The 25497-nt window shown below is 52.8% G+C and carries 19 protein-coding genes and 3 tRNA genes; all 22 read right to left on the bottom strand.

The features are described from left to right. Positions 1-6: 6 nt before the first annotated feature. The 22 genes from mce to FYJ84_RS05990 all read right to left on the bottom strand — a co-directional run bounded on the left by mce (position 7) and on the right by FYJ84_RS05990 (position 25221). Complete coding sequence (gene mce / locus FYJ84_RS06095; protein ID WP_154406709.1) at positions 7-429, bottom strand: methylmalonyl-CoA epimerase; 423 nt, start codon at positions 427-429, stop codon at positions 7-9. A gap of 23 nt (positions 430-452) precedes the next feature. Further along, positions 453-1475 (bottom strand): methylmalonyl Co-A mutase-associated GTPase MeaB, encoded by a 1023-nt coding sequence (meaB, locus tag FYJ84_RS06090; protein WP_154406708.1) that lies wholly within the window; start codon positions 1473-1475, stop codon positions 453-455. A 105-nt stretch (positions 1476-1580) separates the two neighbouring features. Beyond that, a complete protein-coding gene (locus FYJ84_RS06085) occupies positions 1581-1973 on the bottom strand; it encodes a cobalamin B12-binding domain-containing protein (RefSeq protein WP_154406707.1) in 393 nt (130 codons plus the stop codon). Between the two features lie 20 nt (positions 1974-1993). Further along, complete coding sequence (locus FYJ84_RS06080; RefSeq protein WP_154406706.1) at positions 1994-3640, bottom strand: acyl-CoA mutase large subunit family protein; 1647 nt, start codon at positions 3638-3640, stop codon at positions 1994-1996. 18 nt (positions 3641-3658) lie between these two features. After that, entirely contained in the window at positions 3659-5164 is a 1506-nt protein-coding gene (locus FYJ84_RS06075; protein ID WP_154406705.1) for an acetyl-CoA hydrolase/transferase family protein, read from the bottom strand. 554 nt (positions 5165-5718) lie between these two features. Further along, positions 5719-5795, bottom strand: a tRNA-Pro gene (locus FYJ84_RS06070). A gap of 37 nt (positions 5796-5832) precedes the next feature. After that, a tRNA-Arg gene (locus FYJ84_RS06065) sits at positions 5833-5909 on the bottom strand. Between the two features lie 7 nt (positions 5910-5916). Then, positions 5917-5993, bottom strand: a tRNA-Pro gene (locus FYJ84_RS06060). Positions 5994-6151: 158 nt separating this feature from the next. Continuing rightward, positions 6152-6499 carry an Hpt domain-containing protein gene (locus FYJ84_RS06055; protein WP_205764121.1) on the bottom strand — a complete coding sequence of 116 codons (348 nt, stop codon included), beginning with the start codon at positions 6497-6499 and terminating at the stop codon, positions 6152-6154. 126 nt (positions 6500-6625) lie between these two features. After that, complete coding sequence (locus FYJ84_RS06050) at positions 6626-7648, bottom strand: endo alpha-1,4 polygalactosaminidase (RefSeq protein WP_154406703.1); 1023 nt, start codon at positions 7646-7648, stop codon at positions 6626-6628. Positions 7649-7735: 87 nt separating this feature from the next. Next, on the bottom strand, positions 7736-9799 hold the full coding sequence (locus FYJ84_RS06045; protein ID WP_154406702.1) for a hypothetical protein: 2064 nt from the start codon (positions 9797-9799) through the stop codon (positions 7736-7738). A gap of 82 nt (positions 9800-9881) precedes the next feature. Beyond that, positions 9882-11339: an exopolysaccharide Pel transporter PelG gene (pelG, locus tag FYJ84_RS06040; RefSeq protein WP_154406701.1), complete on the bottom strand. Its 1458-nt coding sequence runs from the start codon at positions 11337-11339 to the stop codon at positions 9882-9884. Between the two features lie 61 nt (positions 11340-11400). Then, positions 11401-12828, bottom strand: a complete 1428-nt coding sequence (pelF, locus tag FYJ84_RS06035; protein ID WP_154406700.1) for a GT4 family glycosyltransferase PelF — start codon at positions 12826-12828, stop codon at positions 11401-11403. Beyond that, positions 12825-14645: a DUF2194 domain-containing protein gene (locus FYJ84_RS06030; RefSeq protein WP_205764120.1), complete on the bottom strand. Its 1821-nt coding sequence runs from the start codon at positions 14643-14645 to the stop codon at positions 12825-12827. Before FYJ84_RS06030 ends, pelF begins: the two co-directional genes overlap by 4 nt. Then, a complete protein-coding gene (locus tag FYJ84_RS06025; protein ID WP_154406698.1) occupies positions 14632-15528 on the bottom strand; it encodes a hypothetical protein in 897 nt (298 codons plus the stop codon). Before FYJ84_RS06025 ends, FYJ84_RS06030 begins: the two co-directional genes overlap by 14 nt. A 1-nt stretch (position 15529) precedes the next feature. After that, positions 15530-17623 carry an NAD-dependent epimerase/dehydratase family protein gene (locus FYJ84_RS06020; protein WP_154406697.1) on the bottom strand — a complete coding sequence of 698 codons (2094 nt, stop codon included), beginning with the start codon at positions 17621-17623 and terminating at the stop codon, positions 15530-15532. Between the two features lie 490 nt (positions 17624-18113). After that, positions 18114-19301 (bottom strand): methyl-accepting chemotaxis protein, encoded by a 1188-nt coding sequence (locus tag FYJ84_RS06015; RefSeq protein WP_154406696.1) that lies wholly within the window; start codon positions 19299-19301, stop codon positions 18114-18116. A gap of 231 nt (positions 19302-19532) precedes the next feature. Then, positions 19533-20759: a serine/threonine transporter SstT gene (sstT, locus tag FYJ84_RS06010; protein WP_154406695.1), complete on the bottom strand. Its 1227-nt coding sequence runs from the start codon at positions 20757-20759 to the stop codon at positions 19533-19535. A gap of 246 nt (positions 20760-21005) precedes the next feature. Continuing rightward, on the bottom strand, positions 21006-23483 hold the full coding sequence (gene leuS, locus FYJ84_RS06005) for a leucine--tRNA ligase (protein WP_328596343.1): 2478 nt from the start codon (positions 23481-23483) through the stop codon (positions 21006-21008). A gap of 129 nt (positions 23484-23612) precedes the next feature. After that, positions 23613-23891 (bottom strand): DUF4160 domain-containing protein, encoded by a 279-nt coding sequence (locus tag FYJ84_RS06000; protein ID WP_154406694.1) that lies wholly within the window; start codon positions 23889-23891, stop codon positions 23613-23615. Beyond that, on the bottom strand, positions 23884-24153 hold the full coding sequence (locus tag FYJ84_RS05995) for a hypothetical protein (protein WP_154406693.1): 270 nt from the start codon (positions 24151-24153) through the stop codon (positions 23884-23886). The genes FYJ84_RS06000 and FYJ84_RS05995 overlap by 8 nt, the downstream gene beginning before the upstream one ends. Before the next feature lie 27 nt (positions 24154-24180). Further along, positions 24181-25221 carry a leucine-rich repeat domain-containing protein gene (locus FYJ84_RS05990; RefSeq protein WP_154406692.1) on the bottom strand — a complete coding sequence of 347 codons (1041 nt, stop codon included), beginning with the start codon at positions 25219-25221 and terminating at the stop codon, positions 24181-24183. Between the last annotated feature and the right edge of the window lie 276 nt (positions 25222-25497).

Genomic DNA, 25497 nt, shown 5'->3' with positions numbered 1-25497 from the left:
ATTCTATTATCTGTCCTCATGCTGGCAGAGCTCCAAGAGCACGCCATAAGTGGACTTCGGATGAACAAAGGCAATATCTGCACCGCCGGCACCCTTGCGAGGCTTGGTGTCAATCATCTTGATGCCCTTCTCCTGCAGGTCAGCAATAGCTGCAGGCAGGTCGTCAACCCGGAGAGCGATGTGCTGGATACCGCCACGGCCGCCGTTCTTCTCAATGAACTTGGCGATAGGGCTGTCAGGCTCGGTAGCAGCCAGCAGCTCAATCTCGGAGCCGTTCGGAGTAGGATTGAAGGTAGTGGTAACCTTCTGCTCTGCAACAGTCTCCTGGCCGGTGCAAGGAAGGCCGATAGCAGTCCAGAAATTCTGAGTCTCCTCCAAATCGTTTACAGCAACACCAATATGATCTACACCTAAAATCTTGAATGCCATTTAGCATACCCCCTAAATAAAAATTACTCTTTTAACATATCCTGCATGATATTGGCAACCACAGTATAAGGGTCGGTCTCCCTTGCCTTAATCTGAGCTACATACTCATCCAGCTTGCCGGTTGCACTCAGCTTGCCGGTAATATACTTGCCAATATTGCTATGAAGAACATCCAGCATCTCGTTCTTGGTACGCTGGGTGCGACGCTGCTGCAAAATGCCCGTCTCACTAATGTACTTGAAATGCTTTTCGATGTTCTCAATGGTTTCAGTGATACCTTCATTCTGGCTGGCAATAACCTTCTGGATAGGAGGCCGCCAAGCCATACCTTCTGCATGCTTCGCCACGTTCAGATGATGGAACTGGTCAGCCAGAGCCTTCTCCGTGGAGGTCTGCTCCGCCTGCATGCCGTGGGCATCAAGGTCAAGCATCATATTCAGCTCACGGACGAGCTTGTCAGCCCCATCATGGTCAGCCTTGTTGATGGTGAACACATCACCAATCTCCAGGATACCTGCCTTGATGGCCTGAATGTCGTCGCCCATGCCCGGAATCAATACGACCATTGTTGTATCTGCAGCCTTTACTATATCAACCTCAGACTGTCCCACGCCTACGGTCTCTACAAAGATAACATCCTTGCCGAAGGCGTCCATAGCCTTTATGGCATCAGCAGTCTTATGTGACAAGCCACCCAGGCTGCCGCGGGTTCCCATACTACGAATGAAAACACCCTCGTCCATGGTCAGGCCGTTCATGCGAATACGATCACCTAAGATAGCACCACCGGTAAATGGGCTCGTAGGGTCAATAGCAATAATACCAACAGTCTTTCCCTGGGCACGATAGGCCTTTGCCAGCTTGTCAGTCAGGGTACTCTTGCCGGCGCCCGGAGGGCCGGTAATACCCAGGACAAAGGCATGGCCTGTATGAGGATACAGCCGCTTCATAATATCCACAGCCTCATCATACTCGTTTTCGATGGCAGTGATAGCACGGGATAAAGCTAGCCGGTTGCCTTTTAACAGTTCTTCTACAATGTCCATTTTGCACCACCAATAACCTGCACACCGGCATCCTCGGCTGCAGCCCCCCAAAAAAAGGAGCCGCAGCCTCAAACGCCAAATTATCTATCCGACACTATCAAGGACTTACTTTACGTTAGCCTTGATGAAATCAACAATAGCACTGGTCGGGGTACCAGGAGTGAATACCTCTGCAACGCCTGCTTCCTTCAGAGCCGGAATATCGGTCTCAGGAATAACGCCGCCGCCGATGATCAGCACGTCATCCATGCCCTTCTCGCGAACCAGGTTCACAACCTTAGGGAACAGGTGCGGATGAGCACCGGAGAGGATAGACATTGCAATAACATTTACGTCCTCCTGCAGGGCTGCCTCAGCAATCTGCTCAGGAGTCTGGCGGAGACCGGTATAAATAACCTCAAAGCCTGCATCACGCAGTGCACGGGCAACAACCTTGGCACCGCGGTCATGACCATCAAGACCCGGCTTTGCTACTAATACTCTAACGCGCTTTTCCATTCTACTTTACCTCCACAATATTACAGATTTACATGAGCTTCATACTCACCGAATACTTCACGCATTACGCCGCAGATCTCACCGAGAGTAGCATAGGTGCGTACAGCATTCAGAATGTGCGGCATGAGGTTCTCATTCTCATCCTGGCAAGCAGCCTTCAGGTCAGCCAATGCAGCCTTTACAGCCTCATTGTCACGCTTAGCCTTCATAGCAGCCAGACGCTCGCACTGAGCAACGCCAACGGAAGCATCAACCTTCAGGAGGCCCTTAGGAGGCTCTTCCTCAATCTGGAACTTATTAACACCAACGATGGTCTTTGCACCGGACTCAACATCCATCTGCCACTTATAAGCAGAATCCTGGATTTCCTTCTGGATGTAGCCCTTCTCGATAGCAGCAACAGCACCGCCGATTTCATCAATCTTGTTGATGTACTCCCAGGCCTCTTTCTCAATCTTGTTGGTGAGGGCCTCTACATAGTAGGAGCCAGCCAGAGGATCGATTACATCAGCCAGGCCGGACTCGTAAGCCACGATCTGCTGAGTACGCAGAGCGATCATTACGGATTCCTCAGTTGGCAGGGCCAATGCCTCATCACGGGAGTTGGTGTGGAGGGACTGGGTACCGCCCATAACAGCAGCAGCAGTCTGGAGAGCAACACGGATGATGTTGTTGTTAGGCTGCTGAGCAGTCAGCATGGAGCCAGCAGTCTGGGTGTGAACGCGCAGCATCATGGACTTTGGCTTCTCAGCGTGGAAACGCTCCTTCATAACCTTTGCCCATACGCGGCGGGAAGCACGGAACTTGGCAACCTCCTCCAGAACGTTGTTGTGAGCGTTCCAGAAGAAGGACAGACGGCCGGCAAAATCATCGATGTGCAGGCCGGCCTTGATAGCAGCCTCGCAGTATGCAATACCATCAGCAATGGTAAATGCGATTTCCTGGGAAGCAGTGGAACCAGCCTCACGGATATGGTAGCCGGAGATGGAAATAGTATTCCACTTCGGTACATTCTTGGAGCAATACTCAAAGATGTTGGTAATCAGACGCATGGAAGGACGTGGAGGGAAGATATAAGTACCACGTGCAGCATACTCCTTCAGAATATCGTTCTGAATAGTACCCTTCAGCTGGTCTGCAGGCACGCCCTGCTTCTCAGCTACTGCAATGTACATAGCCAGCAGTACGGAAGCCGGAGCATTGATGGTCATGGAGGTGGAAACCTTGCCCAGGTCAATCTGGTCAAAGAGGATTTCCATATCAGCCAGGGAGTCGATAGCAACGCCTACCTTGCCAACCTCGCCCTCAGAGATAGGATCATCAGAGTCATAACCAATCTGGGTTGGCAGGTCAAATGCGCAGGAGAGGCCGGTAGCGCCGGACTCAATCAGGTAACGATAACGCTTGTTGGACTCAGCAGCAGTGGAGAAGCCTGCATACATGCGCATGGTCCAGAAACGGCCACGATACATGGTAGGCTGCACGCCGCGGGTATAAGGATACATGCCAGGATAGCCGATTTCATCAGCATAGTCGGTATCCTTGATGTCCAATGGAGTGTACAGACGCTGCTCCGGCAGGTTTGGACGCTCCGGGAAGCGGGAAATTGCCTTTTCTACGCTGGCATTGTACTTATCTAATCCAGCCTGAATTTTCTCATTGCTCATAATTCAAAAAACCCCCTATTACTTCTTCATGGTGCCGGTTGCCTGGAATCTCTCATGCCAGGAGAGTGCCTCCTCAAGGATGTGAGGAGTATGAGCGCTCTTGGTTGCTGCCAGAGCCCTCTCATAATAATCCATCAGCATTGGCTTATAATCAGGATGTGCGCAGTTCTCAATGATAACCTTTGCTCTCTGGCGAGGGGACAGGCCGCGGAGGTCTGCCAGGCCCTGCTCGGTAACAATAATATCCACATCATGCTCGGTGTGGTCAATATGAGAGCACATAGGCACGATGGAGGAAATAGCGCCACCCTTTGCAGTTGAAACTGTAAAGAATACGGTCAGGTATGCGTTGCGGGCGAAGTCGCCGGAACCGCCGATACCATTCATCATCTTGGTACCCATGATATGGGTAGAGTTTACGTTGCCGTAAATATCGCACTCGATGGCGGTATTCATGGCAATAACGCCGATGCGGCGTGCCACCTCAGGGCTGTTGGCAACCTCCTGAGGGCGGAGCACGATGTGCTTCCTGTACTCCTTGATATTGTCATAGAAACGCTTCAGGCCTTCCGGAGACGGGCTGAGGGAAGTACCGGAGGCAAAGTTCAGCTTGCCTGCATCAATCAGGTCAAACATGCCGTCCTGGATAACCTCGGTGTACACGGACAGATCCTTCAGGTCAGACTCAACGAAACCGCTGATAACAGCGTTAGCCACAGCGCCTACGCCGGACTGGAGAGGCAGCAGGTTCTTCGGCATGCGGCCAGCCTTCACCTCATCATGGAGCAGATGGATGAAGTTCTGGGACATCTTCCTGGAGTTCTCATCAATCTCGCCCAGCGGACGAACCCGGTCAGGAATATCGCAAGGCACGATAAACTTGATCTTGTCCGGAGTGCATGGGATATAAGGAGTACCAATCCTGTCATTCGGCTTTACAACCGGGATTGGCAGGCGGTTTGGCGGATCCAGAGGAACATATACGTCGTGCATGCCCTCCAGCTCCAGCGGCTGGCTGGTATTTACCTCCACGATAACCACGTCAGCAGTCTGCACATAAGAAGCAGTATTGCCCATGGAAGTAGTCGGGATAATATTGCCTTCCTCGGTGATAGCGCAAGCCTCAACGATAGCCACATCGATCTTGCCGCCCATGTATCCGTAGCGAGCCAACTGAGCAGACTCGGACAGATGCAAATCGCAGTAGTCAATCTTGCCGCTGTTGATTGCATTTCTCATATCCTTGTTGGTCTGGTATGGCATACGGAACTTGATGCCGTTTGCTCTTGCCAAAGCACCATCTTCCTCATCACCGGTAGAAGCGCCGGTCCAGAGGTTAATCTGGAAGTGCTCCTTTTCCATGCGGGCTGCCAATGCCAGAGGCACAGCCTTCGGATAACCGGATGGAGTAAAACCACTGGTACCAACATTCATGCCCGGCTTGATGAAAGCTGCTGCTTCCTCAGCAGTAACGATCTTCGCCTGTAATTCCTTGTTGCGTACGCGATTGAGAATATCAATCATCAATAAATCCTCCCCTGTTTATATTACCTAGAATTTTTCCATGAACTTCACCCCGATAACCCTTAGCCAGCTCAGTTCATAACCTAAAGTTATCGCCACTTTATAAAATAGTTATTGTGAAATTCATAGTACATATTTAGCCTTATTAAAAGAATACCACTATAAATAAATTCAGTCAAGTAAAGGTTTTCATCTTGTTTTATCGTTTTTAGAAATAACTTAAACTGTTTTTCACCGTTGGAACAATATACCTTCCATAAATACATTTTAGGGTTTGATATGTAAAATTTATTTGTCCAACATTTTTTGATAACTAAAAGTAATTACCTTATCTGGCCATCAGCAAAATTCATTTACCCTGCCCGGCTTCCCCAGAAAAAAATTCCGGCTTTTTTCGCACTTCCTTCCATTTTGCCGCGAAAAAATGTACAACAAATAATCAGGACAGCCTGACCGCGCACCAAGCTAAAAAAAATCCCCCCACCATCCTGGCTGAGCAAAAATGAAAACGCAAAAAAGGCCTCTCATCACTGAGAAGCCTCTGCCTTGCAAACTGGTCGGAGCGACAGGATTCGAACCTACGACCCCCTGGTCCCAAGCCAGGTGCTCTACCAAACTGAGCTACGCCCCGATACTGAATCTATATAAAATTTATCAAAATCACAAACTGGTGCGACTGGAGGGATTCGAACCCCCGACCCACGGCTTAGAAGGCCGTTGCTCTATCCAACTGAGCTACAGACGCGTAAAAATGGTCGGAGCGACAGGATTCGAACCTACGACCCCCTGGTCCCAAGCCAGGTGCTCTACCAAACTGAGCTACGCCCCGACAACGCAAGAAATATTATGCCACATTTCACAACTCTTGTCAAGAATTTTTTCATCTTTTTCAAAAGCCCGTCTCAGCTCTTTCCTGCACAACATTTGTAATTATACCAGCACTCAAAAACAAATGCAAGCATTTTTCAATACTGCCACCAAAAATTTTTACCCTGCAAAAGATTCCAGGTCAGCGTGCATCTCCATCAGCCTCTGATATGTCTCCATGGCATCCTCAGGCATCCTCCCGGCACGCAGCACCTCCACCATGCCCACAATCAGCTCATAGACAGGGGTAATGCCCATATTGGCACTGATGCCCTTCAGGTCATGGGCAGCCTCAAAGGCACCCTTCACATCACCTGCCTGCAATGCCTCCCCCAGCCTGGCAAAGCTCTTGTCAGCCACGAACTTTCCATAGCACTTGGCATAAAAAGCCTCATTGTTCAAAAACCTTCCCATTGCCTCATCTATATTGCAGCCATAAGCAGCCAGCTTATCAGTCAACGCTGACATATCAAACACCTCCGCAAAACAACCCCAAAATAATCCCCGAACAATCACCTGCGCCACGGCTGAAAAATTCCCAGCCATGGCAGCGGCCTGAAATCTCAAAAATTCTCTAACCCATATTCTAACAATTTATTCGCCATTTGACAAGCTTTCAAAGCTATAAAACACATCCACCACATCCAGAAACACCCCGTCAAAACCACCAGCCAGAATAATGTCCAGATAGCTGTCAGGACCTCCCATCAGCATGTCCTGCCAATCCTTCTGCCAGTAGCGCACCCGGAAGTTTCCCTCCCAGTCCTCATTGCGCTCCCACAGCCAGGCAGGCGGATTTTCCTTCCAATCCTCCTGCCAGTAAGGGCGGTATTCCTCCGCCTCCCCCACGCTCATGTAGGCAGCCACCAGCCGCCTTGCCCCTGATGGCTTGTGCTGCAAGAGAGCCACCTCCTGCCTTGTCAAAGGGCTATCACCGTAGTATGCATCCACGATGAGCAAATCGTAGTTGCTGGCAGCCAGGGCCTGCACATAGGCCTCCCGGGAGGCAAAAGCCTCAGGATTCAGCAGTACCAGATAGTTCCGCGCCTTTTTCAGCTCAGGGCAGGGCAGGTCATTATCACTGTGGGGAAGCCCCTCAGGCAGCCTGTCCAGCTCCCGGCGCCCGGACACCCAGCCCAGATAGCCCAGGCTCCTGTCCTCCCGGTAGGCACGCTGCACGTTCCCCGGCTCCCGGGCATAATCCAGCACCAGGGGCACCACCCCTGCCCTGCGGGCATTGTCCAGCAGCCTATGATAATTGTCCTGTTCCTCCGGGGGCATAGCCTTGTCCATTTCCATGTCCCAGCCAAAATTCACCGACTCAGCCATCACGCCATCCAGCCCCTGCAGCAGACTGCCATAATCCGCCTCCGGCAAAAGCTCGTTAGGCTCCATCAGCCCGGCGCCCCCGTTGGCGATGACAAAAAACTCACTGCCCCGCCCGGACACCCCATACTCCTTGATTTTCCCAATCAGCCCCGCCATCTCCCGGCGATAGGCAACAGACTCATCCGCCCCGGCTGCCGCCTTCCTGCCGCCAGCGGCATAGACGCTGATACACGCCAGCAGGATGGCCGCACAGGCACACAGCAAAACAATCTTCATTCTACCTTCCATCCCAAAACTCCTGTTAGATTCCCTTCCAGCCACAAAATCCCTTCCAGCCACAAATTCCTGTCAAATTCCTGTCAATTTCCCACTTAATCAAAAACTCCTGTTATAGCTCATCATCACGCCCCAGCCCCGATAATTGGCATCACCCTGCTGGCGCATCACAGCCCTTTCCACATCAAGGGACAGGCTGTTCCTGTCATCCAGGCGCCAGTCATAGCCCAGGGACACAGAGAACCGCCTGCCGGAGCTGTATGACTGCCGCGTCAGGGGATCATAGGCCGCCCCTTCCGCCCTCAGCCAGTTGGCAAAAAGCCGCAGCTGCCGCCTGTCATCAAACCTGTGGAACCAGCCGCCCCCGTAGTAGAGGCGGTGCACACCGGCGCCCCCCATGGCGGCATCATCGTAGGCAGCCGCCCGGTCATATGACCAGGCACTGTACACAGCCCAGGAATCCAGCTTCGTAAACCAGCTGCGGAAATACCCCCTGCCTGCCATGCCGTCCCCCTCGGTAAAGCTGTAATTGTTCACCGCCCCGGTCATAGAGGAACGGCTATTTTTCGTATATTGCAGCTTCACCATGTACTGCCGGGCTTCATCCGTATGCAGGTATTCCAGCTCGTTGGACCAGATACTGCCGGGATGCACCACCGAGGCAGGATCATCCCAGGAATTTGCATAGCTGCCCCTGAAGGCATAGGCACTGCGCCAGGTCCATGCCGTGTATTTATCCACATGCCTTGCTACCTCCAGCCTGGGCGTAAAATTCCACCCCTCCCCGAGGCTGCCATAGGGAGCCAGATAATCCGGCACCACTGCATTATCGTGCATCCTGCTCTCCCCTGTAGGCAGGTTGACATCCAGGCCGTAGCGCACATCATACACAGGATGCTTGTTGGCATACATGGCACTGACCGTAGTATCTGTCAGGCCGCTCATCTCGCCATCAGCCAGCCCTGTATGGGAATACACATAGGCATTGCTGATGGACAGCTCCCTGCCATAGCCTGCCCAGTAGCAGGAATAGGCATCATACAGCTGATGGCCCGCTGCCGCCCCCTGCCAGCTGTAGTACCCCAGCCTGTTCTGGGCGCCGGAGCCATCCCCCAAGTGCAGCAGGGAAGCCTTTGCCTCTATCACTGCCTCAAAGCTGTCATTGCGCTCCAAGAGAGCCTGGAAGCACGCCTTGTTGGCCTCTGCCTGCTCATTCTGGCAGATAGCCACATCCTGCTGGCAGTCCAGCACATCCTGCTTATTTCTCGCCAGCTCCCTCTCCAGCTCCAGCACATACCTGCGGCAGTCAGCCTCCGCTTCCTCCGCCTCCCGGCACTGCTCCTTCAGCTCATCCAGCCGCTCGCTGACGCTGTCAAAATACTCCCTGGCCGCATCAGCCTCCGCCTCCAGCTGCTCCATCCGCGCCCAGTAGGCATCAATGGCAGCCTGTGCCTCGCTGAGCCCATCAGCCCCATCGCCGGTGCTGCCAGCCGCTGCCGAAGCAGCAAAGCGCATCTCCAGCTCCGGCAGGCGGCTGTTCTCAAAACCGGCTTCCTCCCAGGCCGCCTCAATCCACTCAGCCCGCTGCCTCTCCCGGAGGGACAAGCCGCCATCTTCCGCGGCAGCCGCCTCCGCAGGCCGCTCCAGGGCTGCCGCCTGCTGCACATCCAGCCTCTGCTGCAGCTCCGCCCGGGCCTCATACCACACCGGCAGGTAGTCTGCCACCGCCTGCTGGCTGGCCACCGCCTGCTCCGTGAGCCTTATCCGCTCAGCCCGGGTTTTCTGCAGCTCCTCTGCCGTCAGGCGCACCTGCTCCTCCGCCTGCTGCCTGTTTTCCTCCGCCATGCGCAGGTTCCCGGCAGCCTCCCGGCAGATGCCCTCCGCCTCCTCCAGATAGCTCTGGGACAGTGCCGCGTTCTTCGCCGCCTCCCCCACATACTCCTTCGCCAAATCAAAGGCACGGATATTGGCAAGATTATTCTCCATATAATCAAAATCGCCATAAATATCCTGCAGCACATTGAGGGTAACCGCATCCGCCCGGAGGGGCGCACCGGCAGCCAGCCCCGTCAAAAGAGCCGCAGCCGCCTTCTTCCGGCAGTGCATCCTCTCGCGCCGCCGCTGCAGATTCAGCCGCCGCCTCTTAACCCGTGACATTCTCATCAGCCCTGTCCCTCCTTTCCGGCAAAATCTTTTTCAGCAAAATACACTCCATCAAAATCCATTCCATCCCAATTCCCTGCCATCAGGCATTTCTCTCCTGCCTGTCCCTGTACAAAAACGCCGCCAGCCGGGAGAACACCCCGTGGGGCGCCTCAAAAAACACCGGCCTGCCGCAAAATACATAATAGCTGATCCGCTGGCAGAAATGCTGCAGCCTCATCACCGCCACAGCACAGGCCAAAAGTGCCGACAGGAAAAAGGTAAAGCCGTAGCTTGCCTCCCCCAGCCACAGTCCGCCAATGCCCAGCACCATATTTGAAAGCAGGAACGCCCCGGCAATCATCAGGGCCCCATGCTGGTCCTCCAGGTACAGCAGCAGGGTATAGACCACCTGCAGCACCGCATTAAAAAACGCCCCCAGCACCAGGATCCTGTAGATATTCACATCCTGATAGCTGACGCCCCCCATGGACAGGAGATACCCCCCTGCCGCCAGGAACATCAGGCTGAACACCAGCTGGAACTCCATGATGTTCTTGAACTCCGTCCACAGGGTATGCAGGAGCTCCTTCCTGGCGTCCTCAATATCCTGAAAATTCCCCTTCTGGGTAATATAGGTAAAATACACCGCATACTGCTCATAAAACTTCAGCTCCATGGATACCACGAACATAATCATGGTAGGCAGGATGGACAAAAAAGCATAAAAAGTCACCACATCATACCTGGGGGAATACAGATAGGTATCCGCCACAGTCACCCCCCAGGGGCCCTGCCAGATGATGAAATTCGCCGCATAAATAGCCAGGGTATAGAAAAACGCCACCCCGAACAGCCTGTAGTGCACCTCGAAATACGGCAAAAACTCAAAATTCATCCCCTCTGCCGGATAGCCGAAATACCTGGCAATCTGCACCATGAAGCAGCACACAATCACCCCCGTGCCGATGCACATGGCCACCATGGAGCCCAGCACCGGCTCCATAAAGGCAAAATGCAAATTCGCCCATGCCAGCAGCACGCTGATGGCGCCGCCGCCCCCATAGCTGAGGAAAATAGACTTGTAGTCCTTCAGGGCCGTCAGGTACACCCCCTGCAGCCACACTGCCGACATCTCCATAAAGAACACATAGGCAGCCAGCTTCAGCTCAAAAGCCAGGGGCTTGTCCCAGTAAAAAGCCACCGCCGCCACCGCCCCCAGAAGCTGGGAAATAAAAATAATGCCGTAGCAGGAGGCAGTCACATTCTCATATTCCCCCTGATAAAGCTTGTCCGCCAGATACCTGGTAATCACCATGGCAAAGCCGCAGGTGAGCAGCTGGGAAAACACAAAGGGATAAATCACCGAGGCAGTATACAGCTGCCCTGCCCCCTTTGCCACCCCGTACTGCACAAACAGCAGCTGAATCAAAAGCACCATGGAGGTCAGCAGGGCAAAGGGCCCCGCCGTAATAATGGCGGAATAGCCATATGCCATAGTCTGCCCCGTCAGGGTACGCCTGTCAAAAAGCCTTTTCAGCTCAAATCCGATACCTGCCATCAGCCCTTCACCTCCATCCTCTCATATTTCCCATCAATCTTCCGGCTTCTCATAATTGCCATCAATCTCCCGGCCTCTCATACTTGCCATAAATCTCCCGATAGGAGTTAATAAAATTCTCATAAGTATACCCATTTTCCACCCGCTGATAGCCGATGTTGCCCATCCTGCGCCTCAGCTCAAAATCCCTGCCCAGGCGGATGATTTCCTTGGCCATCTGGCGGTAATCCATCGGCGCCACCACGGCACCGGCCGTGCCCAGCTCATCCCCGGTAGCGCCGTAGATAAGCTCCCGGCAGCAGCCCACATTGGTAGTCACGAAGGGACGCCTTGCCGCCTGCCCCTCCAGCACCGCCAGGGGCTGCCCCTCGCTGATGCTGGACAGCACCATGATATCCAGCTTGGGCAGATACTCCGCCACATTCACAGAGCCCGTGAACTCCACATTCCTCAGCTGCAAGGTCTCCACCGTCTGGCGGCACATCTCATAGTATTCCTTGTCCTCCCCGTAGGGGCCGATAACCTTCAGCACCGCATCAGGGAACACCTGCTGCACCAGCAGGAACGCCCGCAGCATAGTTATGATATCCTTGATAGGCACCACCCTGACCACGCCCCCAATCACCAGCGGGCCCTCATGCTGCTGCAGCTCCCCGATATGCCGGAACCTTTCCATGCGGACGCCATTGGGCACAATCCTTATCTTGGCCGGGTCGCAGCCCAGCTCCTGCTCGATAATCGCGTTCTGCTCAAAGAGCGTCACCACCATGTCCGCCGAGCGGTAGGCAAGCTTGGCAATATTATAAAAATACTGAATCCACACGGACTTGAAATCACCCTTGGCCCAGCCGCACTTGACGATTTCCGTCTCCCTCTCCCGGGAGTAGATGCCGTGCTCCGTAATCAAAAACGGCTTTTTCTGCACGCTGGCTGCCAGGCTGCCGATAATGCCGCAGTACCCCGTTGCCACGCTGTGGTACACATCCGCCTCCGGCAGGGGCTGATGGAGAAAATAAAACAGCGGCAGCAGCATGGAGCGCATAGTCCAGAAAAAATCCGTAAAGGGCAGGTAGCTGTACCTTTTCCTGTACACCTGGCTGATAATATCAAAAAAATCGCTGCTCATAAAAATCGCCAGGGGGCTGCGGATTTTGCCCTTGTGCTGGAAAATCTCCGCCATGGCACCTATATCAATAGGCTTTTCCCCCATGACCAGGTCATAGATGCAGTTTCTCTCCGCCTCAGACAAAATATTCTCCTGCAAGGAAGGCGACTTGCAGCTGAGGATTTCATCCAGAAAAACCTCCTGAATCCCCGTCACATTTGCCGGGAACTTGTATTTATACTTTCCCCTGTCCTTTGCCTCCGCCCCCATGGCGTAGATAAAGAACTCATACTCAGGAAAGCCCTCCATCAGCATCTGTATCCAGGAGGACACGCCCCCCACCACATATGGATAGGAGCCCTCCACCAACAAACATATCCTCATTGCTGTTCACCTGCCCATTCCACGGCAAATTCCGGCTGCTCCACAGTCAGCACATAGGCATCCTCCTGCACCTTCTGCACCCTGCCTCCCTGCACGGACACAATCCCCTTGCGGCTCCGCAGGATAAAGGTCACAGGGCGGCTGAAATTCCAGCAGTGGATTTTCAGCCCCTCCGGGCTGCGCTCCAGCCGGTAATCCATGGCAAAATAATTCTCCATGATGTCCGCCCCCTCGGAGGCAGTGGCAGGCTCCAGCCAGCCAAATCTGGTATTCACATCAGAGAGGAAATCCCCCATGCCCTTCTTCATCATCTCCCAGGTCAGGTTCTGGCTTTCCTCATAGAACATCTCATCAGGATGCACAAAATGTGAAAACACGCCGTTGTAGTTTATCACGTTATAATTTTCCCACACATCCTCCGGCAGGGGCACATAGCCTGAGGACACCCGGGGAATTTCGCAGGTGCCATCAGGATTCACCCGGAAATTCTGAAAATACTCCTTGGCGGTAGCCAGGCCGTTATACAGGGAAGCATACACCCTGAGATGAGGGAAGACATTCTTCAGTGCCTGCTTCCCCTCCGGGCTCAGGATATTGGAGGGCGGCACATAGGAGTGAATCTCATAGCCGGGATATACCTCCTCGATATAACGCTTCAGCTCCCTGAGGGATTCCTCCATATCCCCCTGGCTCTCCCAGGTATTGTAGCCCAGATGGTCCTGGCCGTAGCCCGCAGGGGCCAGGGACTGATGGTTGTAGCCGTGGATGCCCAGCTCACCGCCGGCCTTCAGAAGCTCCCTGCCGTAGACAATCAGCCCCAGCCGCGCCGAGCCGTCAGACAGGGGAGCAAACTCACCCTTCACCTGGCTGCCGTAGGTCTCAATCACCAGCCCGGTATATTTTACATTGTACTTGTCTCCATTGTTCAGCATCTCCGGCCACCACAGCTTGCGATAAAAATCCGCTGTGTTCATGCCTGTTTCCTGATAAATCCGCTCAAACTTGCCCTCCGGCACCGGCGAAGGAAAATCATCAATAAAGTACAGCTTCATATTCATCACAGGATAGGCATAATCCTCATGGAGCTGCCCCAGCATGGCGGTATACATGCCATAGCTGTTCTTGTCGTCACGCTCCCGCTTGTTGCAGACAAAATACCTGCCCTTGCCGTCCCTGTGGGACCAGACCACAGGCTGCCCGTCAGCAGAGGTCACCTCCACCTCCGACTCAGGGGAAAGCCTCACCTCCGCAATGGAGGTGCTGTAGACGGCAGAATCAAAGCCGAAGCCCTGCAGGCCTATATACATGCTGCCCGGCACCCTGACACCATAGGCATTGTGCTCCTGCCCCACGGACAGGACACCCAGCTTCTGCCGGAGGCTGTCCGTCAAAAGATCATCCTGCAGCTGGCTCAGCACCAGCACCGTGCCCCCTTCTGCCACATACTGCTCTATTTCCGGCAGGCAGGGGATATCCTTCAGCCTGTTGGTAGCCACCACGATGCCGCCAAGGTCCTCCGGCAGCCCCTCCGCCTTGTGCAGGGGCAGCCGCACAGCCTCCTTCTTCTGCTCCGTCAGGATTTTCTCAATCATGTGCCGCCGCAGCACGCTCTGCACCTCGCCGGCATCATAGATGACCAGCACCCTTTCCCTGGGCAGCCCTGCATAATCCTCTTTGCCGGCAGCCTCCCCCATAGAGGCGTTATTGCTCCAGGGATTGATGTGCAGAAAGACATCCAGGCGGTTCAGCTGAAAAAAGACGCCCAGTGCCGCCACAATAAAAAACGTCACCCATATTTCCTTTTTAAAGCCCTTCACGGAACGCCCCTCCCCAGTAACGCAAAATCCGCAGAGCATCCGGTGACAGCCTTGCCCGGCTGCCCTTCAGCTCTGCCAGCTTCTTCTCCATCAGCTCCGGCTGCCTCATGGCGTGATACAGCTTCATGTAGAGGATATACGGCTCCTCCCGGTCAGGAAATGCCTGCTGAAAACTATGGCAATCCCTTTCAGCCTCACCATAATCCTCCAAAAAAATTTCCTGATTGATTTTTGCCTGCATATACTCATCATTCTCAGGTTCCTCCTGCAAAAGCCTGGCCAGAACCTCCACATAAATCCTGCCCTTTTCCTTCTTGGTAAGGGCATCCACAAAATCCTGGGACAGATAATCCGCCAGAAGGCCTGCATACTCCCTGACCTTTTCCGGCACCGCCTCCTGCCGAAGCTCCGACTCCAGCTCTGCCAGCTGTCCCTCCAGCTCCTCAATATGCCCGGAAATCATGGACACTGCATAGTAGGCTATCTCCCTGTCCGTATCGTAGGTAGCCATGCGCAGCACCTTGGGATTGTCCAGCACATTCTGCTTGACAGCATCCAGGAACACCTTGCGCTTTATCTGCACATCCTCCACCAAAAATGTATCGTGGAGGGGAATGACATTCTCATCGTAGCTGATAAGGTTGGTAAATACATTGTTTCTGTTCATCAGCTTGTGGGGATCAATCCTGTTCTGCATAAACCGCAGGCTGTACAAAAGCCTGGTGATGCCCACAGCCAGAACCCCTGCCCCCGGCAGCAAAAGCACGATACCGGCCTCGGCCAGTGCCTGCCGCCTGTCAGCCTTCATGGCCACTGCCAGATACACTGCCCCTGTCAGCAGCAGGTGGCAGCCCATGCATATCAACAACAGCTCATCACTCATCCTACACCAGCTCCCTGCTCTCCAATACCTCTATGCCTCGATGCAAAAGCCGCTGCCGTACCAGCTGCATGCCCGTATCATCCACATCATGCAGCAGCAAAAATACCCTGTCTTCCTTGAGCCCCACCGCATCCTCCTGGCGGATAGCCCCTGACAGCCTGCTGTCCAGCTCCTGATAGCTCATACCGGCACAGGACAGCTCCAGCAGCACGTTCCTGACATTCTCCTGCAAGGCAGCACGGGTTCTGAGCCCCTTTTCCAGCTTGGCGAACTCCTCCGGCTGCAAAATCCTGGTCTGAGGCACAAAGCGGCGGCTCTGGATGCCTTCCTCGTAGAGGTACGCCTTGCCCATGGCCATGGAAATCAATCGGGAAGTCACCGACAGCAAGTTCTGCTGATAGATGCTCCACTGCTCAAAATTCATGCCATAAATCTCGATGACTGCAATCATCCTGCCATCGTAGATAATCGGTGCCGCCAAATCAGGCAGCCCCAGCTGCAAGCCGTGGTTGACAAAGAGATGGTGGTTGGCCAGCATGTCCATGATGTAGGGATTGTCCTCCGTCCGCCTGGAATGAGGCAGCTGGGCAGTCCTGTCCCCCAGGCGCACCTTCTGGCGCAGGTAGAACTGGTCCTTGCCCATCACGTAGATGGCCACGTTCTGGGTGCCCATGATGCGGCCTGTCACCGCTGCCGCCTGGGTGAAGATGTCCTCCACCTCGACAGTATCCAGCTGGCGAATAATGCCGTACAGCCAGCCGATGCTGTCATCGGAGTTGATGATCTGATGATAGAGCTTGTCCTTTATCTCTATGGATTTCTGATAATTCTCCTGCAAGAAGCTGTACCTTCTGGCAAAATGATTCAGCTTGTACCCCAGGGAATCAATCTGGCTGCGCCAGCTGTCGCTGATATAGCCGGTGAAGACACCCAGGAACAGATAGGTGGAATAGTGGAAGATATTCTCCGGCACATAGAAAATGCTGGAAATCTCACCGTGCTGGTTGAGAAGCCCCCAGGTCAAAAGAGCCATGGAGGGCAGCACAGCAGGCAATGACTGCTTCTTGCCGTAGAGGATGCCCATGATAATGATGTAGATATAGGCAATATCCAGCCCGGTGGCGCTATTGACAGGGGTTTTGCCCTGCAACAGGCTGAGAATTACAATCACCACAAAAAGCCCTATGTTTTCCAGATAGGGCTTATATTTTTCCAGTCTGCTATTTTCCTTTTCAGAAGCCTGTTCAGGCTCCCTGTCACCGCCAGCAGCCGTTCCCGCCTGGCTGCCTGCGTCCGCCGCACCGGCTCCCCCATGGGTGGCATACCACTCATAGACAGGCTTCAGCATTTCAGCGGCACGGTACTTGGGCTTTAACTTCAGCTCATAAGCTTCTGCCGCAGCCTGCCCTGCCAGATCTTCCCCCTCTGCTCCGCCATCTGCCCCGCTCTTTGCAGCGGTCCAGCAAAACTCATTGCCCTGCCCCAGAATATCCACCTGGGGCAGATTGACAAACCCGTTCACAGTCAGCACCACCTGCATGAAGCTCATGGCTTCCTCCGAGGAAACTGCAATCCGCTCCTGCTTTATTTCCTGCTGGATAATCATCAATATAGCATGGGCGGCATCCTCGCTGTACAGCACGGGCACCGCCACATCATCACGGCCATGGAGCTGGAACTTCTCCTGCTCACAGGCAGCACAAAAGAACCGGGCAATAACGCTGTCCTCGCTGGCGATGCCCTTGCCGAAGACCTCCGGCAAAATAACCACCGATGACTGCACGCCATGCTCCCGGCTCCATGCCAGCACGAACTCCTCTGAGTATGCCTGCCGCGCCCCGGCACTGGTCACATACAAAAACCGCCCTGCCTTGTACTGCCTGGCATCATACAGAACCTGCAGCATATCCTGCCCGCAGTCCCTGCCGGCAAAATACACCACAATCTGAGGATTGTACAGCTTGAAGCTGTCCTCTCCTGCACCAACTACATCCCAGCCTTCCTTTTGCAGCTTTTCCTTCAGGATTTCCCTCATAAAGCCCCTAGTGCCAGCAAAAAGAACACTTCTCCTAAAAGCATTTTTATTGTTACTCATAACACAGCCCTAATCCCCATAAAAATAATACTTGCTTTATATTATATACTATTATGGCAGCACATGAATAGAATTTTAAAAAAATTTCAGTTTATACAGCGGTCGGCAGTAGCAAGTTTCGTCAGTCTCCAGGCTTCCCCTTTTCAGGCTTGCTCGTAAAGTCAGAATTAGTTGCTACAGTTGCATACTAATTGAATGCAGTTGGATTATTATGTGCATATCTGTTCAGACAAAAAGAAGGACAGGTGCGGCATGTACCCAAAGAAAACCTTGAGTGCAGCCTCGCTTCTTAGCGAGTGCGAGCGTAAGCGATGCAGGAGCTTAGAAGCGCGAGGCTGTGCTAAGAGCGAGAGCGAGTTTTCTATGGGTACTGCCGCTACCTGTCCCTTTATAATGTCTGAACAGAGTCCACGAAGTATCAAACCATTTTAGTCAGTATGTGCACGAAGTAACAAACCGGCACTACGACAAACTGAAATTTACAAAATAATTAAACCCGGAAATTGGTAACCTCGGTCTGCATTTCCTCAGCCAGATTTGCCAAAGCAAGGGAAGCTGCCGCAATCTCCTCATTGGAAGCAGACTGCTGCTGGGTTTCCCCGGAAATAACCTTGGTGCTTTCATTAACCTTGCGGCTGATTTCATCCATAGAATCCACAGCAAAGACAATCTTCTCCGCCCCCTGGGATACCACATCCACCGCACTGGTAATGCCGTTCATCTGCCCCTGAATATGATCGATTTTCTCAATAATAGTGCCAAACTGGCTGCCCACCTGGCGGATGGACTCAGTACCTCTGGCAACCTCGGCAGTGCCCTGCTCCATAGCCTTTACAGTGTCCTGGGTAGCCTGCTGGATGGAGGTAATATTCTCCTTGATATGCTTGGCTGCCTCCTGGGACTCTGCCGCCAGCTTGCGGACCTCCTCCGCTACTACCGCAAAGCCCTTGCCTGCCTCACCGGCACGGGCCGCCTCAATAGCCGCATTCAGTGCCAGCAGATTTGTCTGGTCAGCAATAGAAGAAACAGACTCCACAATCTGCCCGATGGCCTCGGACTGCTCACCCAGCCGGTTGACCATGTTGGCAGACTCGTGCACGCTCTTTTCGATGCTGCCCATCATCTCCACAGCCTGCTCCATCTGGTATGCCCCCTCATGAGCAGTGGTTGCCATATCCTCCGCAGACTGCCTGGCAGTATCCGCCTTCTCGGTCATGGCTATAATATCGTTGAAAATACCATCGATTGCTTCCATGGAAGTGTTCAAATCCTTGACCTGATCCTCCATGCCCTGGCTGACAGAACCCACATGCTCGGCAATCTTGATGGCGCTGTCAGCTGACTGCTGGGTATTGGCAGTAAGCTCCTCCGAAGAAGCCGCCAGCTGCTGAGAGATATTTGCCATCTTCTTGATAAAAGCCTGATACTTTGCCACCGTTCCATCACCAGACTGACCATGGGACACCGCCACCGCCTGCGGGGCAGAATCCTCCTCCACCATGGCCAGCAGCTTGCCATTTGTCCGTGCCAAAGTAATCAGAAGCAGCCCCTCAACTATCAGCAATGCGTATACCAGGACAGCAGGCATCGCATCAGAAGCTATTGCTATTATGGCTACCAAGATAGCCATTACCCCTGAAATTGTTGACAACAATGGCGTATAATTTTTCGACGACATGAAAAAACCTCCTCCACAAATCCTTCTGCCATCTTACATTTAGAAAAAAGCAGCCTGAGAAATCCCCTTCCCAGACTGCAAAATCTACCCATAAAGTAAGCATAAGGTTACACTTCTCAATGTAAGATTATACACCAGATTCCTTTACAGGTGCAATGTATTTTTGTCGTTTTTGTATGAACAAATGATAATAATTAAATTTGCATTTGTGCGAAATTAAACTCTTAACTTTTACAACTCGATGCTCTCGCCTTTGTTCAGACGGTCATGATACTCAGCAGTAGCTGCAAACAGGGCATCAGTAGAGGAATTGAGGGCCGTCTCGCAGGAATCCTGCACCACGCCGATGATGAAGCCTACACCTACAGCCTGCATGGCAATATCGTTGCTGATGCCGAACAGGGAGCAGGCCATAGGAATCAGCAGCAGGGAGCCGCCGGCCACGCCGGAAGCACCGCAGGCACCTACCGTAGCCAGTACAGACAATACAATAGCGGTAGGTATATCAACGCTGATGCCCAGGGTATGGGCAACTGCCATAGTCATGACAGTGATGGTAATAGCTGCGCCCTCCATGTTGATGGTAGCACCCAGCGGAACAGATACAGAATAAAAGTCCTCGTCCAGCCCCAGCTTCTTGCAGAGCTCCATATTGACAGGGATATTTGCCGCAGAGCTTCTGGTAAAGAAGGCAGTCACGCCGCTCTCCTTCAGACAGCGCAGCACCAGAGGATAAGGATTGCGCTTCAGGAACACAAAGCTGATAATCGGGTTGACGATAAAAGCCAGGGTAAACATGCAGCCTACCAATACCAGCAGCAGCATGCCATAATCAATGAAAATAGCCAGGCCGTTCTCAGAAACTGCGGAGAATACCAGGCCCATAATACCAAACGGAGCCATCTGGATAATCCAGAACACTGCCTTGGACACAACAGCGGCAAAATCAGCCACTACATTGCGGGTTTCCTTGGAAGCCAGCTTCTTGAAGCCCATGCCGAAAATAATCGCCCAGCAGAGGATGCTCAGGTAGTTGCCGGTCATAACGGCAGAAACAGGATTTGCCACCACATTGGTGAGAATAGTGGTAATAATCTGCCCGATGCCATCCGGTGCCGCATTGTTTGCCGCATCAGTAAGCTTCATGGTCACTGGAAACAGTACACTGGCAGCCACAGCCGTAGCAGCAGCCAGCAGGGTGCCCAGCACATACAGGAAAATTACATTCTTGAAGCGGCCGCCGATATCACCGGCAGCATTGGCCAGTGCGCTGATAACCAGCACAAATACCAGCACCGGCGCAACGCCCTTCAGCAGGCCTACAAACAAGGTACCAAAAATCGGCACCACGGTATTCTCAGGCAAAGTCAGCGCAAAAACCGCACCGATCACCATGCCGATTACGATGCGCAAAATCAGGCTGATGCTCTGCCATTTTGCAAAAGTTGCACTCATCATAATAAAAGAACTCCTCCATAAAATAATATTATAATAACCCAAGCGCCATAATATTGTAAACGTAGGCTGAACACATGTCAAGTTTTTTCCACTACACAAGTACAATGGTAATTTTTTCCTTCTCTCGCGTACATTGCCGGCAAAATTTTTGCATAAAAAAGTGCAGCAAACGCACAAAGCTTGCCATGTAAAAAGGTGCGCCCCGCCAAAGCAGGGCACACCCAAAATTCCCACGATAAATGAAATTTACTTTACCACAATATTTACCAGCTTGTCAGGCACGCAAATCATCTTGACAATGGCCTTGCCGGCGGTCAGCTCCTGCACGCGGGCATTGGCCTTGGCAGCTACCTCCATCTCCTCACGGCTGATGCCGGTAGCAATCATGATGCGGTCACGGACCTTGCCATTGATCTGCAAGACAATCTGCACCTCTGCCTTGACCGTAGCCGCCTCGTCGCACTCAGGCCACTTCTGCTGATGCACGCTGCCCTCTCCGATGAGGATGCTCCACAGCTCCTCGGTAATATGCGGCGCAAACGGTGCCAGCAGCTTGATAATAGCCACGGAAACCTCCCGGACCAGGTTGCCGTTGATGGTCTCGCTGTTCTGGAAAGCATAGAAGGCGTTCACCAGCTCCATAATAGAGCTGATGGCGGTGTTGAACATGAAGCGGTCGCGAATATCCTCCGTCACCTTCTTGATGGTGGTGTGGAGCACGCGGCGCAGCTCCTTTTCCTCCTCAGTCAGGCTGCTGACATCATACTCATCCTGACCGGCCTTGATTTGAGCCTCAAAGGTCTCCATGATGCGCCATACACGCTTCAGGAAGCGTGAAGCACCGGCAACGCCCTCATCGCTCCAATCCAGGTCACGGTCAACAGGAGCCGCAAACAGGATAAAGAGCCGGGCCGTGTCCGCGCCATACTGGGCGATAATCTCCTCCGGGGAAACCACGTTGCCCTTGGACTTGGACATCTTGCTGCCATCCTTCAGCACCATGCCCTGAGTCAAGAGGTTGGTAAACGGCTCGGAGAAGTCCACCATGCCTGCATCCCTCAGCACCTTGGTAAAGAAGCGTGAATACAGAAGATGCAGAATGGCATGCTCGATGCCGCCAATGTACTGGTCAACAGGAGCCCAGTAATTTACCTTGTCCTTGTCAAAAGGCAGCTTGTCGTTATGCGGGTCAGTGTAGCGGAGATAATACCAGGAAGAACAGATAAAGGTATCCATGGTATCGGTCTCACGCCTTGCCGGCTTGCCGCACTTAGGGCAGGTGCAGTTCACGAAGGACTCGCTCTGAGCCAGCGGCGAAACCGCCCCCTGCTCGAACTTCACATCCTCCGGCAGCATAACAGGCAGCTGGTCCTCAGGCACAAGCTGCTCGCCGCAGTCCGGGCAGTAAATCACAGGAATCGGTGCACCCCAGTAACGCTGACGGGAAATCAGCCAGTCACGGAGGCGGTAGTTCACGCGGCGCTTGCCAAAGCCCTCCGCCTCTGCCTTGTCCATGATGCCCTTCATGGCAGCCTTGATGTCCATGCCGGAGAACTCAGCGGAATTTACCAGCACGCCGGCCTTGTCCACATAAGCCTCGGTCATTTCCTCCAGCTTCAGCTCCCTGTCCTTCGGCTGGAGGGTGATGATGATATTCAGGTTGTACTTGGTAGCGAACATCCAGTCACGCTGATCCTCGGAAGGAACGCCGATAACAGCGCCTGTGCCGTACTCTGCCAGCACATAGTTGGTAACCCAGATTTCCACCTTGTTGCCGTTGAACGGATTGATGGCATAGAGGCCGGTGAAGATGCCTTCCTTCTCGGATTCGGAGGAAGTGCGCTCCATCTCGGACTGATTCTGGGCCTTCTTGCAGAAAGCCCTGATTTCCTCCGCCTTCGGATTGTTCTGGCAAATCCTCTCAATGAGCGGATGCTCTGCCGCCAGCGCCAGGAAGGTGATGCCGTACACGGTATCAGGACGGGTGGTATAAGCTGCAATCTTCTCCCCCAGCTCCGGCACATCCAGGCTGAACTCCAGGCCCTCGCTGCGGCCAATCCAGTTCTCCTGCATGATTTTTACGCGCTCCGGCCAGCCCTTCAGCAGATCCAGGTCCTTCAAAAGCACATCGGCATAATCAGTGATTTTCAGGAACCACTGGGACAAATCCTTCTTCACCACATCGGAATCGCAGCGCCAGCACTTGCCCTCGATAACCTGCTCATTGGCCAGCACCGTGCCGCAGGTCTCGCACCAGTTTACATAAGCCTTTTTCTTGTAGGCAAGCCCCCGCTTGTAGAAAAGCTGGAACAGCCACTGGGTCCAGCGATAGTAGTCCGGGCTGCAGGTAGCCACCGCCCTGTCCCAGTCATAGGACAGGCCCATCTCACGCTGCTGGCGCTTCATGTTGTCCATGTTGGAGTAGGTCCAGTCAGAAGGCTTCACACCGTGCTTGATGGCAGCATTCTCTGCCGGCATGCCGAAGGCATCAAAGCCCATAGGATGAATGACATTGAACCCCTCCATAGTCTTGTAGCGGGCCAGCACATCGCCGATGGAATAGTTGCGCACATGCCCCATGTGCAGATTGCCGGACGGATACGGGAACATCTCCAGGGAATAATACTTCGGCTTCTCCGGGTCCATCTCGGTCTTGTAGACATTCTCAGCCAGCCACTTGGACTGCCATTTCTTTTCTATGCTTTGCGGTGAATATTTCTCCACGATATAGCCTCCTAAAATATAAATTGGCCCTGGCTGAATACTCCAACCAGGGCATAAATTCGTAGAATCAACCACAGCATATTATATCGTATTTGACGGTTTATCGTCAACCGATATATAAATATGCTGTCAGCAATAAAATTTGATGCTGCCGACCTTAAAATGCTCTTTCCACGCTGAACAAATCATAAAAAACTGTGCCTGTATTATCTCAAGCAAAGTACCTAATTCCTTGCTGCTGATATGCTCAGGGTTGCTTGCCAATATGCAGCCGCCGCTTTTGGTCAGCCATATTTTTGCAGCATTTTTCGATGGCCTGCCTTTAGATACATGCACATGTATAGGCTCATCATTTTCATTCGACCAAAAATAAACCTTGTAGCCAAATATTGAAAATAAGCTAGGCAATATTCATCCCCCCGGAGGCACCATACTTATAAAATAAATGTGCATTGTTATGCAAAAATTCCTCAAAAAACTTTATCTCATCATCAGAAAAGCCATCACGAATTATCCACTCATACTCCGGCAATTTGCACCTGGCCGTTTCAAATCCTTTATCCGTTGGACGCTCAAAATGCACTTCAACCTTCTGCACACCAGCTTCCTCAAAAACGTTAGTATAAACAATTTCTGTTGCATCTGCCAATGTCATATATGGATAAATCATAAAATCCGCCTCCTATTCTATGCCATATCATCTTTCACACTTTTCACTGGCAGTAAGCTGTACGTCAGGATTGATTGCCTGCAATTTTGCCAAAACACTTCTATCCAGCCTCATGCAGCCTGCAAAAGAATCCTCGGCAATCTCAGCCAATGCAGGTGATAGTTCCATGCCAATGAGATTTATGCATCCGGCAAAAGCACCATTGCCAAGCTTCTTCACCCCATCCGGCAGTTTTATACTGGTCAGGCTTACACAGCCGGAAAAGGCTCCATCCCCCAGCTCCGTAATACCTGTTGGCAAATCAATGCCTTCCAGGCTTCTGCACTTGAAGAAGGCACCCACGCTGATTTTCTGCAACCCTCCCGGCAGCAGGGCACGCTCAAGGCTGCTGCACCCGGCAAAAACCCCCTGGCCTATCTCAGTCACACCGGCTGGCAGCACAATGCTCTCCAGGCTGCTGCACTCAGAAAAAGCACCGGCACCGATCTTAGTTATGCCTGCTGGCAGCTCAATCCGGCACAATCCGCTGCAACCGGCAAAAGTTCCCTGGTCTATCTCAGTCATGCCGGAAGGCAATTTGATGCTGCTGAGGCTGCTGCACCTGTAAAAAGCACCTACGCCTATCTTTCTTACGCTGTCCGGCAAATCAATGCTGTTCAGCCCGCTGCAGCCGGAAAAAGCCCCCTGCCCTATCTCAGTCACCCCTGACGGCAGCCTGATGCTGCGCAGATTATTGCAATACCTGAAAGCATACTCACCGATGGCAACCACAGTCACCCCGTCAATAACAGGCGGAATGCTGAGATTGCTCACATGCTTCCGTGCACCTGTCACAGCTATGCCCCCCGGCACATGCTCATAGGAAAGGTCAGTACCGCAGTAGCCTGCCGCATCCGCATAGCCATTCTCATAGGCCTTATGCAGCCAGTACATGCCCTGTTCCTCGTCATTCTTTTCCTCAAACAAAAGCTTCCCCAGCATAAACATGGACTTGGCATTGCCTGCCTCCGCCGCTCGCCTGTGCCACGCGATAGTTTCATCTATATTCTCGCTTATATTTCTTTCCATACGAATCAATATCCCTTTCTGACAGCCATGCTTCCATCACAACAACTACCTCCCATTATAACACATAACCCTGACAAAAAGAAAAGTCATTTCAACGCATAGCCATGATTCATAGGGCCGCTGCCCCTGCCAAGATCCAGCATATCTGCCGGGAGTTTGACACTTCTAAACAGAAAAAATGCCTCTCAGCCCTTGTAATTATTGCAATCTCGCTGTCAAATTTTTCGTTTTAATATATAGTATTTTATAGTATTATGTGGTATAATAAGACGAGGA

This window comes from Anaerovibrio slackiae (assembly GCF_009695585.1).
In the GTDB taxonomy this organism is placed as follows: Bacteria; Bacillota; Negativicutes; order Selenomonadales; family Selenomonadaceae; genus Anaerovibrio; species Anaerovibrio slackiae.
The sequence above is the reverse complement of the archived record's forward strand: the minus strand, read 5'-3'. Positions and strand labels throughout refer to the sequence as shown.

Excerpts from the sequence above, each read along its gene's own strand:
- mce (WP_154406709.1), bottom strand. The coding sequence starts at position 429 with ATGGCATTCAAGATTTTAGGTGTAGATCATATTGGTGTTGCTGTAAAC.
- meaB (WP_154406708.1), bottom strand. The coding sequence starts at position 1,475 with ATGGACATTGTAGAAGAACTGTTAAAAGGCAACCGGCTAGCTTTATCC.
- FYJ84_RS06085 (WP_154406707.1), bottom strand. The coding sequence starts at position 1,973 with ATGGAAAAGCGCGTTAGAGTATTAGTAGCAAAGCCGGGTCTTGATGGT.
- FYJ84_RS06080 (WP_154406706.1), bottom strand. The coding sequence starts at position 3,640 with ATGAGCAATGAGAAAATTCAGGCTGGATTAGATAAGTACAATGCCAGC.
- FYJ84_RS06075 (WP_154406705.1), bottom strand. The coding sequence starts at position 5,164 with ATGATTGATATTCTCAATCGCGTACGCAACAAGGAATTACAGGCGAAG.
- FYJ84_RS06055 (WP_205764121.1), bottom strand. The coding sequence starts at position 6,499 with ATGTCAGCGTTGACTGATAAGCTGGCTGCTTATGGCTGCAATATAGAT.
- FYJ84_RS06050 (WP_154406703.1), bottom strand. The coding sequence starts at position 7,648 with ATGGAAGGTAGAATGAAGATTGTTTTGCTGTGTGCCTGTGCGGCCATC.
- FYJ84_RS06045 (WP_154406702.1), bottom strand. The coding sequence starts at position 9,799 with ATGAGAATGTCACGGGTTAAGAGGCGGCGGCTGAATCTGCAGCGGCGG.
- pelG (WP_154406701.1), bottom strand. The coding sequence starts at position 11,339 with ATGGCAGGTATCGGATTTGAGCTGAAAAGGCTTTTTGACAGGCGTACC.
- pelF (WP_154406700.1), bottom strand. The coding sequence starts at position 12,828 with ATGAGGATATGTTTGTTGGTGGAGGGCTCCTATCCATATGTGGTGGGG.
- FYJ84_RS06025 (WP_154406698.1), bottom strand. The coding sequence starts at position 15,528 with ATGAGTGATGAGCTGTTGTTGATATGCATGGGCTGCCACCTGCTGCTG.
- FYJ84_RS06020 (WP_154406697.1), bottom strand. The coding sequence starts at position 17,623 with ATGAGTAACAATAAAAATGCTTTTAGGAGAAGTGTTCTTTTTGCTGGC.
- FYJ84_RS06015 (WP_154406696.1), bottom strand. The coding sequence starts at position 19,301 with ATGTCGTCGAAAAATTATACGCCATTGTTGTCAACAATTTCAGGGGTA.
- sstT (WP_154406695.1), bottom strand. The coding sequence starts at position 20,759 with ATGATGAGTGCAACTTTTGCAAAATGGCAGAGCATCAGCCTGATTTTG.
- FYJ84_RS05995 (WP_154406693.1), bottom strand. The coding sequence starts at position 24,153 with ATGATTTATCCATATATGACATTGGCAGATGCAACAGAAATTGTTTAT.
- FYJ84_RS05990 (WP_154406692.1), bottom strand. The coding sequence starts at position 25,221 with ATGGAAAGAAATATAAGCGAGAATATAGATGAAACTATCGCGTGGCAC.